The 14,369-nt window shown below is 46.9% G+C and carries 12 protein-coding genes; 10 read left to right on the forward strand and 2 right to left on the reverse strand.

Going from position 1 to position 14,369, the window contains the following annotated elements; translation table 11 throughout:
- Positions 1-6: 6 nt before the first annotated feature.
- Together EFK13_RS04610 and EFK13_RS04615 are read right to left on the reverse strand one after the other, a co-directional pair.
- The gene (locus EFK13_RS04610) at positions 7-1,230 is read right to left on the reverse strand and encodes a hypothetical protein (protein ID WP_129506360.1); all 1,224 of its coding nucleotides are present in this window, start codon (positions 1,228-1,230) and stop codon (positions 7-9) included.
- 5 nt (positions 1,231-1,235) lie between these two features.
- The gene (locus EFK13_RS04615) at positions 1,236-1,550 is read right to left on the reverse strand and encodes a WXG100 family type VII secretion target (protein WP_129506359.1); all 315 of its coding nucleotides are present in this window, start codon (positions 1,548-1,550) and stop codon (positions 1,236-1,238) included.
- A 336-nt stretch (positions 1,551-1,886) separates the two neighbouring features.
- Between EFK13_RS04615 and glvA the strand changes: the two genes are divergently transcribed.
- The 10 genes from glvA (at position 1,887) to EFK13_RS04665 (ending at position 14,367) form a co-directional block, all read left to right on the forward strand.
- The gene (gene glvA, locus EFK13_RS04620; protein ID WP_129506358.1) at positions 1,887-3,236 is read left to right on the forward strand and encodes a maltose-6'-phosphate glucosidase; all 1,350 of its coding nucleotides are present in this window, start codon (positions 1,887-1,889) and stop codon (positions 3,234-3,236) included.
- Between the two features lie 64 nt (positions 3,237-3,300).
- On the forward strand, positions 3,301-4,065 hold the full coding sequence (glvR, locus tag EFK13_RS04625; RefSeq protein WP_129506357.1) for a MurR/RpiR family transcriptional regulator GlvR: 765 nt from the start codon (positions 3,301-3,303) through the stop codon (positions 4,063-4,065).
- Between the two features lie 14 nt (positions 4,066-4,079).
- Positions 4,080-5,669: a PTS maltose transporter subunit IIBC gene (gene malP, locus EFK13_RS04630; RefSeq protein ID WP_129506356.1), complete on the forward strand. Its 1,590-nt coding sequence runs from the start codon at positions 4,080-4,082 to the stop codon at positions 5,667-5,669.
- A 105-nt stretch (positions 5,670-5,774) separates the two neighbouring features.
- A complete protein-coding gene (locus EFK13_RS04635; RefSeq protein ID WP_129506355.1) occupies positions 5,775-7,496 on the forward strand; it encodes an ABC transporter ATP-binding protein in 1,722 nt (573 codons plus the stop codon).
- The gene (locus tag EFK13_RS04640; protein WP_129506354.1) at positions 7,490-9,304 is read left to right on the forward strand and encodes an ABC transporter ATP-binding protein; all 1,815 of its coding nucleotides are present in this window, start codon (positions 7,490-7,492) and stop codon (positions 9,302-9,304) included. The genes EFK13_RS04635 and EFK13_RS04640 overlap by 7 nt, the downstream gene beginning before the upstream one ends.
- Before the next feature lie 153 nt (positions 9,305-9,457).
- A complete protein-coding gene (gene catD / locus EFK13_RS04645; RefSeq protein ID WP_003239773.1) occupies positions 9,458-9,862 on the forward strand; it encodes a DoxX family oxidoreductase CatD in 405 nt (134 codons plus the stop codon).
- A gap of 17 nt (positions 9,863-9,879) precedes the next feature.
- The gene (catE, locus tag EFK13_RS04650; protein WP_129506353.1) at positions 9,880-10,737 is read left to right on the forward strand and encodes a catechol 2,3-dioxygenase; all 858 of its coding nucleotides are present in this window, start codon (positions 9,880-9,882) and stop codon (positions 10,735-10,737) included.
- 93 nt (positions 10,738-10,830) lie between these two features.
- Complete coding sequence (locus tag EFK13_RS04655) at positions 10,831-11,775, forward strand: AraC family transcriptional regulator (protein WP_129506352.1); 945 nt, start codon at positions 10,831-10,833, stop codon at positions 11,773-11,775.
- Positions 11,776-11,949: 174 nt separating this feature from the next.
- Entirely contained in the window at positions 11,950-13,398 is a 1,449-nt protein-coding gene (locus tag EFK13_RS04660; RefSeq protein ID WP_129506351.1) for a sugar porter family MFS transporter, read from the forward strand.
- A 27-nt stretch (positions 13,399-13,425) separates the two neighbouring features.
- Entirely contained in the window at positions 13,426-14,367 is a 942-nt protein-coding gene (locus tag EFK13_RS04665) for a sugar phosphate isomerase/epimerase family protein (RefSeq protein ID WP_129506350.1), read from the forward strand.
- The last annotated feature ends 2 nt before the right edge of the window (positions 14,368-14,369 follow it).

The following is a 14,369-nucleotide window of genomic DNA, read 5'->3' on the forward strand; positions in this document are numbered from 1 at the left end:
ATTCTCCTATCCAAATGAAAGTTTCCCTTTGAGGAAATGAGTTGCGCCGTGTATAAGCGAATCCGCTGTTTTCTTTGCTGTTTCCATGCCCTTTTTCGCGCTGTCTAACCCTTTATGTATCGTTTGATTCGCCGCATCTATGCCGTCATTCACTGATTTGACGACTTTGCCGGCTGATTCCAGCCCTTTCTTGGCTGTATCAACGACAGCATGTATCGGTTCTTTCAGCTTTAAGGCTGCTTTTTCGGCAAAACCGGCTGTATATTTGGCGATTTGTTCTCCGACGACTCCGCCAACGTATGAACCGGCTGCCCCAAGAAGGACAGTACCCACAGGTCCTGCAAAGCTTCCGATTGCACCGCCGATGACAGCACCAGCTGTGGCACCGCCGGCAACAAAAATCGTATTATTCACAGCATTCCCGACGGCCTTGGCGTTTTCACGCTTGAGAACTTCAGGTTTGTCTTGGTATTTCGCGTAATTTTCAGCAATTTTCAAGCCCGCTCCGAACGTTTCGGTCGCACCGGTGATCAGTGTGGCGGTAATGGCATTTCCTTTGGCGAATTTCAAGCCCGTTTTTCCGACATCCTTCAAAGTTGAGCGTACGCCGGCTTCGTTAAGAAATCCTCTTGTGTAGCTTCTGACGCTGTTTGAAAAATCGACCGTATCCTGAGGAAAGTACTTTGTAAACTTTTTATGTACCAAATCTGAAAATGGACGGTTTGTCTTTTTAAACAAATATTTAGGATTCATAAGCACTCTAGCCGCTTTTTGATAACGTGAGCTGTCAACGGCTCTGGAAATATCCAATAGAAGTTTTGAGTGCCGGGCGGTATGCAAACCGCTTGGCTGTTTCACAAATTTCGTAAGCCCTAATCCGTAGTATTTTCCCTGCGTCAGCATAAGGGCGGTTAAGCTTGTCATCGTTCCGTATTTGTCGTAAGCATGATAGAGCTTTCGCAGAATATCATCTTGTTCAACAAATTTGTCGCCCGTTTTTCTGATAAAAATCTCATTGTCACTCAGCTTGGTGACGAGCGCTTTTCCTGAACTCCACGCATCGCCGACTCCGGAAAAACAGCTGCTGTAGCGGGGATCGCATTGTAAAATCATTTGTCCCAGCTCCACATGCAGGTCTTTATATTTGCTTTCGATATCGGTTAATTCAGTGACAACATCATTTGCAAGCTGTTCGAGCTTATCCGGATCAACTGCAATGTTTCCTGACACACCGTTCACCCCCCGAGTTTATGTCTTTCTTCTCTTGCTTTACGTTCCAGTTCTTCCATTCTGGCAATTTCAGCTTTTCGTTCTTCGATTTTGACGGCGGCTGCCTTCAGCTCCTGGCTTGTTTCAAGCAGTTCCTGTTCAAATTGATCGTAGGCGGCTTTTGTTTCCTCGAAATCCTGGTCAAACGAATCTCTTGCTTTTCCCTGCCAAGCATCCCCCAATGCAGATAACCGGGATTCAAGGAGCAGCTTGGAACTTCTGACCTCCTCTGCGGCCGCACTGTACTTGTTTGCCAGCTCAATGACTTTATATGAGTCCAACTTTTGTCCCCTGCCTTTTCTAAATTCACGCACAATTGGATGTTTTATATAAATGATTATAAATAATTCGGCATGTATCCGAATCGTACAAAAGAACCTTTTCATAAGAGCTGGAAGGGCGTATATTCACTCAAATTTCACAGTTGGTGAGACTTTAAGATTACAAAAAAGGTAAAAAAAACAAATCTCTCAGACGTAAGACAAATGAGAAATTTTCCGCTCTATGGGAAAAAACACTAAAATTGATCAAATGACCTAAGTGCGCCAAATGTGTTACGGGACGTGCTCTCCCATGGTATAAATGGAATTGTAAACGTTATCAAGGAGGTCGTCAGTATGAAGAAAAAATCATTCTCAATCGTAATAGCGGGCGGAGGGAGTACTTTCACTCCGGGAATCGTTCTGATGCTCTTGGACCATTTGGAGGAGTTTCCGATCAGAAAACTGAGGCTGTATGATAATGACGGGGAGAGACAAGAGCGGATTGCAGGCGCTTGTGACGTTTTTATCAGAGAAAAAGCGCCGGAAATTGAATTTACAGCGACGACTGACCCGGAAGAAGCTTTTACAGATGTTGATTTTGTCATGGCGCACATCAGGGTAGGGAAATACGCGATGCGTGCGCTGGATGAGCAAATTCCGCTGAAGTACGGAGTTGTCGGCCAGGAGACGTGCGGACCGGGCGGTATCGCATACGGCATGCGTTCGATCGGCGGCGTGCTTGAAATACTAGATTACATGGAAACATATTCGCCTGATGCGTGGATGCTCAATTATTCCAACCCGGCGGCCATTGTCGCGGAGGCTACGAGACGCCTCAGACCGAATTCGAAAATTCTCAATATCTGTGATATGCCGGTGGGAATCGAAGACCGGATGGCGCAAATACTCGGCCTCTCCTCAAGAAAAGAAATGAAGGTCCGCTACTACGGATTAAATCATTTCGGCTGGTGGACGTCGATTCAGGATCAAGAGGGCAACGATTTAATGCCGAAGCTGAAGGAGCATGTATCTCAATACGGGTATATTCCGAAGACGGAGGCTGAAGCTGTGGAGGCGAGCTGGAATGACACGTTCGCAAAAGCGCGTGACGTGCAGGCCGCTGATCCTGACACACTGCCGAATACGTATTTGCAATATTATTTGTTCCCGGATGACATGGTGAAAAAATCAAATCCGAATCATACGCGGGCAAACGAAGTGATGGAAGGGCGCGAAGCCTTTATTTTCAGCCAATGTGATATGATCACGCGCGAGCAGTCCTCGGAAAACAGCGAAATCAAAATCGATGATCACGCATCATATATCGTGGATCTTGCCCGGGCGATTGCCTACAACACAGGTGAAAGAATGCTCTTGATCGTTGAAAATAACGGAGCGATTGCGAATTTTGACCCGACTGCGATGGTCGAAGTGCCTTGTATCGTCGGCTCGAATGGGCCAGAGCCGATCACCGTCGGCACTATTCCGCAATTCCAAAAAGGGCTGATGGAGCAGCAGGTATCCGTTGAGAAATTGACTGTTGAAGCGTGGGCGGAGAAATCGTTCCAAAAGCTGTGGCAGGCGCTGATCCTGTCAAAAACAGTGCCGAACGCGCGTGTGGCAAGGCTCATTCTCGAGGATTTAATAGAGGCCAACAAAGACTACTGGCCTGAGCTTGATCAAAGCCCAACCCGCATTTCATAACTGAAAATCCCCCATTTTCGAATCTGTAATTGTATATAATAGAAAGAAAATGGGGGGATCTGATATGCAGCTCGAAGAACTGATTAATCAGCACTACAGTAAATTAAATGACAACGATTTTCATATTTTAAAATATATATTGAATCACAAGCACACGTGCTATCACCTTGGAATCGACGCGCTGGCCAAAGCTTGCAGCGTATCGCGTTCCTCAATTTTGCGGCTTGCCCAAAAGCTCGGTTTCAGCGGCTACAGTGAATTTCGCGTTTTTTTAAAGTGGGAAGATCAGCCGGAAGAAGGCGAGAGTATGAGTTTTCAAAAACTGCTTGATGATATTGAAGCAAATCTGAAATTCCTAAGGACGAAGGACATGACGGATATGTGCCAGCTGATTGATGAAGCCGACCGCATTTTCGTGTACGGATCGGGAAATGCGCAAAAGATATGCGCCCGCGATCTGCAAAGAATGTTTATTCCGCGCCATCGGTATCTCATTTTGATTGAAGACAGAAATGAATTTAATCTGATGCGCGATGATTTTAAAGTAAACGATCTGTTTATCATCATTTCGCTTTCCGGAGAAACACCGGAGCTGATTCCTCAGGCAAGAATGCTTTCTGCAAAGGGCATTCCCTTTATTTCCATTACAAATTTAAAAAACAATGTCCTCGCCCAGCTGACTCCGCATAATCTTTATGCGACAAGCAAACCTGTGACATTAAGCGATAAAACGGAAATTGTCGCTTTTGCGCCGTTTTTTCTCGTTGGCGAAGCATTGTTCCGCGCATATGTTGATTACAAAGAGGCAGAAAAAAATGACATTGAGTAGCAGGGGGTTTTGGTATGATGCAAAAAATTCAGCGCTTTGGAAGCGCGATGTTTGTACCTGTTCTATTGTTCGCGTTCGCGGGCATTATTGTCGGTGTCAGCACGCTCTTTAAAAATGAAACCCTCATGGGCCCGCTCGCCGATCCTGACGGGTTGTGGTATCAGTGCTGGTATATCATTGAGCAGGGCGGCTGGACGGTCTTTAACCAAATGCCGCTCTTATTCGCCATCGGCATCCCGGTTGCTTTGGCGAAGAAAGCTCAGGCGCGCGCTTGCTTGGAAGCGCTTACGGTTTACTTGACGTTCAATTATTTTGTCAGCTCGATTTTGACGGTATGGGGAGGCGCATTTGGCGTCGATATGAACCAGGAGGTCGGCGGAACGAGCGGGTTAACGATGATCGCGGGCATCAAAACGCTTGATACCAACATTATCGGAGCCATCTTGATTTCTTCAATTGTCGTCTATTTGCATAACCGTTATTTTGATAAAAAACTGCCTGATTTTCTCGGCATCTTTCAGGGTTCAACGTATATCGTGATGATTTCCTTCTTCATTATGATCCCGATCGCCCTTGCGGTGTCTTACATTTGGCCGATGGTTCAATCGGGTATCGCCTCGCTTCAAAGCTTCCTGGTCGCTTCCGGGGCGGTGGGCGTTTGGATTTACACGTTTTTGGAACGGATTTTGATCCCGACGGGTCTTCATCATTTTATTTACACGCCGTTTATTTATGGGCCTGCTGTAGCGGAAGGCGGGATCGTCACGTATTGGGCGCAGCATCTCGGCGAATATTCACAAAGCGCCAAACCCCTGAAGGAGCTTTTCCCGCAAGGCGGATTCGCGCTCCATGGCAACTCGAAAATCTTCGGCATTCCGGGAATCGCTCTGGCGTTTTATGCTACAGCCAAAAAGGAAAAGAAAAAACTTGTCGCGGGGCTGCTGATTCCTGTTACACTGACAGCGATTGTCGCCGGTATTACAGAGCCGATTGAGTTCACTTTCTTATTCATCTCTCCTTTCTTATTTGCGGTTCACGCCGTGCTTGCCGCATCAATGTCGACGGTCATGTATTTGGCGGGTGTTGTCGGGAACATGGGAGGCGGGCTGATCGAAGCTGCCACCTTGAACTGGATACCTCTCTTTGGCAGCCATGGTATGACGTATGTGTATCAAATTTTGATCGGGCTTTCTTTTACAGCTATTTATTTTTTCGTCTTCCGATTTTTAATCCTCAAATTCAACATCGCCACACCGGGACGGGAAAAGGATGATCAGCAGGAAACAAAGCTGTATTCGAAAAAGGAATACAGAGAAAGAAAAATCAAGGATGAAACAGCCTCCACAGCTGAAACTGAAACGGCAGATGACACCGCGTTTTTGTATATTGAAGCGCTGGGAGGAAAAGACAACATCACCGAAGTCACAAACTGCGCCACCCGCCTCAGAGTCAGCGTCAAGGATGACAGTAAGGTTGAACCCGACAGCATCTTCCGCGCGCTTGGCGCACACGGCGTCGTCAGGAACGGGAAAGCGTTTCAAGTGATTATCGGACTAAGCGTTCCGCAGATGCGGGAGCGTGTGGAAAAAATATTGAATCAATAAAGCCGGCCCTCCTTTCCAGGAGGGTTTTCGTTTGCCGTCAAAAAGACCGTCATAGTAAAGTAAAGAAAGAGACAATCGAGTAAAAAGGGGTTTGGAGGCTTTTACATGCAAAAGGCTTTATCGTTTTTAAAACCATACTCATGGCTGGCGGGAGTTGCGCTAATCCTCATGTTGACGGAGCTTGCGGTTGAACTGATGCAGCCTTTACTGATCGCAAAAATCATCGACGATGGGATATTGAAGCAAGATTTGCGGCATGTGTGGACATGGGGCGCGGTCATGGTCGGATTGACCGTGTTGTCATTTGCCGCGGGAATGCTGAATTCCTTTTACGCCGCCCATGTCAGCCAAAGCTTTTCCTATGATACGAGAAAAGGGCTTTTTCAAAAAATCCAGTCCTTCTCCTATTCTACATTTGGACAGTTTTCCTCCTCTTCTTATATCACAAGGCTGACAAACGATGTCACACAGGTTCAAAACATGATTTTTATGAGTTTGCGGTTTATGCTGCGGGCACCGTTAATGATTGCAGGAGGCATTGCGCTGTCACTCGCTGTTAACGTGAAGCTCGGCTTTTTTCTGCTTGTGACCATTCCGATCCTGATCTTGTTTTTGCTTTGGGTATTAAAAAAAGGCGGGGCGCTGTTCCGCTCCGTGCAGAAACGGCTGGATCAGGTGAATACCGTCATGCAGGAAAACCTAACCGCGATGAAGCTGATCAAAGCGCTGCTTCGCGGCAGCCATGAAGTCAAAAGATTTATCAAAGCCAACACGAGGCTGATGGAAAAAACGGTTTCAGCCTTTCAGCTTGTGGAATTCACGATGCCTGTGCTGATGCTTTTGATGAACCTCTGCATCCTGTTGATTTTGTGGGCAGGGGCCTACAGTATCACAAGCGGCGGCACTCAGGTCGGCGATGTTGTCGCGATTATTAACTACGCAACACGCATTACGGGCGCGCTTTCGATGTTTCCGTTTTTGATTATGATTTTCACCCGGGCGAAGGCATCAGGGGATAGGATCGGCGAAGTGCTTGAAACGGAAGGCGATGAGCGGGCGGAAGACATTATATCTGATCGTTTGTCGGGACGGATTGAATTTCAGCATGTTTCCTTCCGTTATCCTGAAATGGATAGAGAAGTACTGCGGAATATCTCGTTTTCCGCAAAGCCAAGGGAGACGATCGCGATTCTCGGCGCGACGGGATCGGGCAAGTCCACGCTCTTTCAGCTTATTCCACGGCTTTATCAGGCGGATGCAGGAAGCATTTACATAGATGAAAAGCCGATTCATGATGTTCCGGCTGAAGGGCTTCGCAAGCAAATTGGATATGTACCGCAGGAAGTGCTCCTGTTTTCCGGCACAATCAAAGAAAATATCGCTTGGGGCAAAGAAAATGCTTCACTTGATGAAATAATGGAAGCCGCCAAACATGCGCAAATTCATGACACGATTATGAAGCTCCCAAATGGGTATGACACCGTGTTGGGGCAAAGAGGCGTCAACCTGTCCGGCGGCCAGAAGCAGCGGATATCCATTGCTAGGGCGCTGATCCGAAAACCGGCCATCCTTCTTTTGGATGACAGCACAAGCGCGCTTGATCTGCAAACGGAGGCGAAGCTGCTTGAGGCAATCAGCACATACGAGTGCACAACATTAATCATTACGCAAAAAATGACCACAGCCATGAAAGCTGATAAGATTTTGCTGCTTGAGGATGGCGAAATGATTGAAAAAGGCACGCATAGTGAGCTGCTATCTGAATCACAGTTATACAAGCGCATTTATGAGTCGCAATTCGGAAGGGAGGGGAGCGAGTCATGCTAAAAGACATCCGCAAGCCTTTCCAATATCCTAAACTGCCAATCGGCAAAACAGAAGGCGCGAAAAAACGGGCGAAAGCAAAGGATACAAAAGGCACACTGAGACGAATCTGGTCTTACTTGGCTGAACGAAAAGGACTGCTCATCCTTGTTATGCTGATGGTTGTCATCAGCGCGATATTCGGGCTCCTTGGCCCCTTCGTGATCGGAAAGGCAATCGACCATTTTATCGTCGGGAAAACGGTCAGCGGCTTGATTCCCGTTTTGCTTCTTCTGCTCGTCATTTATGTCATTCAGGCCCTGTCGCTCTGGTTTCAAAACTATTGGATGATTACGATTTCGCAAGGCACGGTTTTCAGAATGAGAAGCGAGTTGTTCACCCACCTGCATGAGCTGCCGATTCCGTTTTTTGATAAACAGCGGCACGGCGAGCTGATGAGCCGGGTGACGAATGACATCGAAAATGTCAGCTCGACCTTAAACACGTCGGTCATTCAAATTTTGTCAAGCGTCATTACCTTCGTCGGAACGATTGCGGTCATGCTGTACATGAGCCCGCTCCTCACAGCGATTACCCTGACCATTATTCCGGTGATGGCAGTAAGTCTGAAATGGATCACCAACCGGACGGGAAAGCTGTTTAAAGAACAGCAGAAAAACCTTGGCGAGCTGAATGGATATATTGAGGAATCTGTTTCCGGCGCAAAGGTCATCAAAGCCTATTCGCGTGAAAAGCAGATCACAGCCGAATTTCTTGAAAAAAACGCTGCGCTCAAGACCTCGGGCTTCTGGGCACAGACGATTTCCGGGTTTATCCCGAAAGTCATGAACTCTTTGAATAACTTAAGCTTTACAATGATTGCCGCAATCGGCGGTTTGTTTGCGCTAAAAGGCTGGATCTCGATCGGCTCCATCGTCGTCTTTGCCGAGTATTCAAGACAATTCACACGTCCTTTAAACGACTTGGCGAACCAGTTTAATACGATGCTGTCCGCCATTGCGGGCGCTGAACGGGTGTTTGACGTGCTTGACGAAAAAGAGGAGCGCGAGGATGAAAAGAACGCCGTGCATCAGCCGATCCAAACAGGCAGTATTGAATTCCGGGACGTGTCCTTCGGTTACGATCAAGGGCAGCAGACACTGAAGCATTTACAGTTTACCGTGCCTGCCGGACAATCCATCGCGTTTGTCGGGCCGACGGGAGCGGGGAAAACAACTGTCACCAACCTGCTCGCCCGTTTTTACGAGCCTGAAGAGGGGAGAATTTTAATCGACGGTACAGACATTAAAACGCTCACTAGGGCAAGCTTGAGAAAAAACATGGGGTTTGTCCTTCAGGATTCGTTTTTGTTTCAGGGAACGATCAGAGAAAATATTCGCTATGGCAGGCTCGATGCTTCTGATCAGGAAGTCGAAGCCGCTGCAAAAACAGCGAACGCCCATAGCTTTATTGAAAGGCTGCCAAAAGGATATGACACCGTGCTGACGCAAAACGGCACAGGCATCAGCCAAGGACAGAAACAATTGATTTCCATAGCGCGTGCGGTGCTTGCCGATCCGGTTCTTCTCATCTTGGATGAAGCGACAAGCAACATTGATACCGTAACAGAAGTCAACATTCAAGAAGCGCTCGCCCGTTTAATGGAAGGAAGAACAAGCGTCATCATCGCCCACAGGCTGAACACAATTCAAAGAGCGGACCAGATTGTGGTGCTAAAAGATGGCGAAATGATTGAAAAAGGCAGCCATGAAGAATTGATCCGGCAAAAAGGATTTTACAGTGACTTATATAAAAGCCAATTTGAGAAATAGACCTTTGTCCTGCACAGAGGTCTTTTTTGTTACAGTTTTATAGTACTTTTATTTCATTTTCGTAAAATGTAACAAAATTACTTGACGTAAACAAGTTATGTATATATACTAGCTTACATTAAGTAAGTGATAACATTTATCAAGGAGGATAAAATGAATAAATCATTTGAAATTGGCACATTACTTTTAAGAGTTATTACAGGTATTATCTTTTTTGTTCACGGTTTATCAAAGTTTCAAGGAATGGAGGGCACGATTCAATTTTTCGGCAGCATAGGCCTTCCAAGCTTTATGGCGTATGTCATCGCAGCGATTGAACTCGTTGGCGGAGTGCTTGTCTTCTTCGGATTGGCTACACGTATTGTCGGTGTTCTGTTTGCCCTCACGCTGATCGGAGCCATCATTACAGTCAAGCTGAAAGCGCCATTCATGGGAAATGCAGAATTTGATTACCTTCTGCTTTTGACATCAATCCACCTGGCTCTTTCCGGAAGCCGTTTCCTTGCGCTGGATCCACTTGTGTTTAAAGCAAAAAAGAGCGAAAACGTATCAGCATAAGAAAAGAGGCATACAGCATGACCAGCATTCATGAGGATACAAATATTGGCTATGTCAAACTCACAATCCGCAGCCTGGAGCGTTCCCTTCAGTTCTACTGTAACGTCATCGGCTTTCAAGTCTTAAAAAAGACGGATCGCCAAGCCGAACTATCGGCTGACGGAAAACGCGTCCTGCTTGTTCTCGAAGAAAATCAGAGCGCCGTCGTCTTGCCTGAACGGTCTGTGACGGGCCTCTATCACTTTGCAATTCTTCTTCCGAACAGGAAGGAACTTGGTATCGCGCTCGCCCGCCTGATTGAACACGGCATTGCCATCGGACATGGGGATCATGCTGTCAGTGAAGCACTCTACCTGTCTGATCCTGATGGAAACGGAATTGAAATGTACGCTGACCGCCCCCGCAGCACGTGGCAGCGTGATCGTGAAGGAAACTACGTCATGACGACAACCGCTGTTGACATTGAGGGTCTTCTTGAAGTGGCCGGAGATGAGCGGAAAGCAGCGCTTCCGAACGATACAATTATCGGACACATTCATCTGCATGTCAGTGATTTGAAAGAAGCAAAAGCGTTTTATACGGATGTGCTGGGCTTTGATATTGTCGGAAACTATGCGGGCATGTCCGCTCTCTTCGTTTCAGCCGGAGGCTACCATCATCATATCGGCTTAAATATTTGGGCGGGAAGAAACGCGCCGCCTAAACCAACAAATGCCAGCGGACTAGACTATTACACGGTTGTCCTGCCTCATCAAGAGGAACTGGATCGAGTGGCAGACCGAGTCAAACGTGCCGGATATTCGATCGAAGAAACGGAAAACAGCTTCCGTGTGAAAGATCCTGTTTCCGGCGCCCATATTAGATTTGTGATTTGACTGTAATCCCTTTGCCGAAAAAACGGCAGGGGGATTTTTTATTTTTGTCCGCCTTGTTATGATGGGAGAACCAACTTGTTAGGAGGCGTTTACATGGAACTCAATCACCTTGTGACGGGCAAAATAGCATTAAATCAATATGTGCATCGCTTAGAGCAAAAGGATGTTTCATTTTACGTCCACTATTGGGGAGCGATGACGAACCACTATAACACACTCCTTCATAAGCATTCCTTTTATGAAATTTGTTACGTCGTAAGAGGTGAAGGATATTACCTTGAAGGCGATCGTACATATCCGCTTCGTGAACAGACGATTTTTTTGTCAAAGCCGGAGCATTTGCACCAAATCAAAAGTGAAACAGGGCTGTTCCTTTTTTACGTCGCTTTCGAGCTGAGCGAGGATCAGTCAAGCGCCGAATGGATCAAAGTGATGGAAGAAGTGAAACAAAGCCCCTTTATCACAATGCAATTGAAAGATGTCGAACCGCCGGGCCTGCTTTGGAAAACGTTAATGCTGCAAGCAGCGCAGCCTGTCAATGCTTTTGACAAAGAGATCCTATTTCATTTGTCGCATGCATTGATCCTGTCATTAATCCAAACCTTTCTCCCGTCCGCCCATCGCCCGAAACAAAAGCAGCCCATTCACACATCTTCTGCTTTGCTGACAGAGGTGAAACTGCACATAAAAGACAATCTGTCACAGCCGTTAAAGCTGACGGATGTCGCCAGCCACTTTCATATCTCAGGGAGGCACTTATCACGTTTATTTGCAGCAGAACTGGGCGTCAGCTACTCAGAATTTGTCCAAAATGAAAAAATAAACAAAGCTGCCGAACTGCTGAAATCAACGAATCTATCGATTAAAGAAATAGCGGAAGAAATCGGTTTCTCAGTACATTATTTCACTCGCGTCTTTTCCGCTAAAATCGGTAGCTCACCCGGGCTTTTCCGCTCCCTTTATAAAGATTCAAAAATGACCGCATTTCAAATCAATAAACCTTTTCAAAAAATCGAACAGGCCAAGCCGCACGAATAAGATGTCCTGAAATGACAAAACAATGTCTTCATATGATAAAGACGCGAGAAATCTCGTTGTCTTATAATCTCTTTAGAAAGCGGTTACAAAAGTGTGTGTTGCTGAAGGAGGGATACATTGGCTTATGCTTGGTGTCGGGTGCTCTGCCATTCTTGAAAGAAGGGGAAGAAAGCCGTGAGTACAAAAAAGAAAGAGGCTGTAAAAGAAAAAGAAAGCTTAGCTCATAAAGGGCTTTTACGAACGATTACATTGGTATCTACATTCGGCGGCCTGTTGTTCGGTTATGATACGGGTGTCATTAATGGGGCACTTCCTTTTATGGCAACTGCAGGTCAACTCAATCTTACACCTGTTACAGAAGGACTGGTTGCGAGTTCCCTGCTTCTCGGGGCAGCCTTCGGGGCGATGTTTGGAGGACGTCTGTCCGATCGGCACGGCCGCCGAAAAACGATCCTTTATTTAGCCTTACTCTTCATCGCAGCCACACTTGGCTGTACCTTTTCACCAAACGCGTCCGTGATGATTGCCTTTCGTTTTCTGCTCGGACTGGCGGTTGGCTGCGCTTCTGTAACGGTTCCAACCTTTTTAGCGGAAATTTCGCCGGCAGAACGCAGGGGACGAATCGTGACACAAAATGAACTGATGATCGTAATTGGCCAGCTGCTGGCATACACCTTTAACGCCATTATCGGCAGCACAATGGGGGAGAGCGCAAATGTTTGGCGGTATATGCTGGTCATCGCGACACTTCCGGCTGTTGTGTTATGGTTCGGAATGCTCATCGTGCCTGAAAGCCCGCGTTGGCTGGCGGCTAAAGGCAGAATGGGTGACGCTCTGCGGGTGCTTTGGCAAATCCGTGTAGACAGCCGGGCACAGCAGGAAATAAAAGAAATCAAACATGCGATTGAGGGCACAGCAAAAAAGGCCGGCTTTCATGATTTTCAAGAGCCGTGGATCAGACGCATTCTATTCGTTGGGATCGGAATCGCCATCGTACAGCAAATTACCGGTGTCAATTCGATCATGTACTATGGGACAGAAATTCTGAGAGAAGCCGGTTTTCAAACAGAAGCTGCATTAATCGGCAATATTGCAAACGGTGTTATTTCAGTTATCGCGGTCATTTTTGGGATATGGCTTCTCGGCAAAGTCCGCCGCCGGCCCATGCTGATCATCGGACAGATTGGCACGATGACAGCCCTTCTGCTGATCGGGATTTTATCCATTGTCCTTGAAGGAACACCCGCCCTGCCGTATGTTGTGCTGAGTTTGACCGTTTTGTTTCTTGCGTTTCAGCAGGCTGCCATTTCTACGGTGACGTGGCTGATGCTCTCGGAAATCTTTCCTATGCATGTGCGGGGGCTTGGCATGGGGATCAGCACCTTCTGCTTGTGGACAGCTAACTTTCTCATTGGATTCACCTTTCCCATTTTGCTCAATCATATTGGGATGTCGGCGACATTTTTTATCTTTGTCGCTATGAATATTCTAGCGATTCTATTTGTGAAAAAATATGTGCCTGAGACAAAAGGGCGGTCACTTGAACAGCTTGAGCATTCCTTTCGCCAGTATGGCCGCCGCGCTGATCAGGAAATCCAAAATCAAACAACTCACTTATCGTAATCTGCAGATACCAGGAGGAATCTATCAATGAAACTATCTTATGTAACAGACAGCTTAGGACATTTGCCTTTTGAAGAAATGCTCGATTTTGCCGCGGAGCTTGGCATTGATACGCTTGAAATGACAACCGGAGGCTGGTCGCCTGCGCCTCACTTGAATCTTGATGAACTGCTGCAAAGCAGCCACAAAAGAGAAGAGTTTTCAGCAGCGCTGGAAAAGCGGAATATGACACTTTGCGCTTTAAACTGCTCGGGGAATCCTTTGGATCCAGGCGAACTGGGCAAATTGCACAGAGAAGTAACGGACAAAACGATGGAGCTGGCTGGATTATTAGGCGTCAAAAAAGTGATCATGATGAGCGGCCTGCCAGCCGGCGGCCCGGACGACAAAGTGCCGAACTGGATCACATACACAGTAAGCTGGCCTCCCGTTTTAAAAGATATCCTCAACTATCAATGGGAAGATGTTGCGATTCCTTATTGGAAGGAGCTTGTCCAAAAAGCGGAAGCCTGCGGTGTTGAAAAAATCGCGCTTGAAAATTTCAGCTCTCAATTAGTCTATAATCCTGAGACTCTCTTTCGGCTCAGAAATGCAGTCGGCCCGATGGTCGGTTTGAATCTTGACCCGAGCCATTTATTATGGATGGGCGCAGACCCGATCATCGCGGCAAGGGAGCTCGGAGAAGCCATTCACCATGTTCACGGAAAAGATGTCAGAATTGAAAGACATTTAGCTGCAGTTAACGGGCTGTTAGAAACAAAAGAAGTGACAGATCCTGCAAACCGGGCATGGAATTATGTAGCTGTCGGCTGCGGACAGGATTTACAGTGGTGGAAGGAATTTTTTTCAGTCGTAAAAATGATGGGGTATGACGGTGAGGTTTCCTTAGAAATGGAGGACTTAACGATGTCACCGGAAGCGGGCATCCGCACATCGATAGAAGCTTTAAAACAAACCATCAGCCAATAGGA

The organism is Bacillus cabrialesii, assembly GCF_004124315.2.
Classification (GTDB): Bacteria; Bacillota; Bacilli; order Bacillales; family Bacillaceae; genus Bacillus; species Bacillus cabrialesii.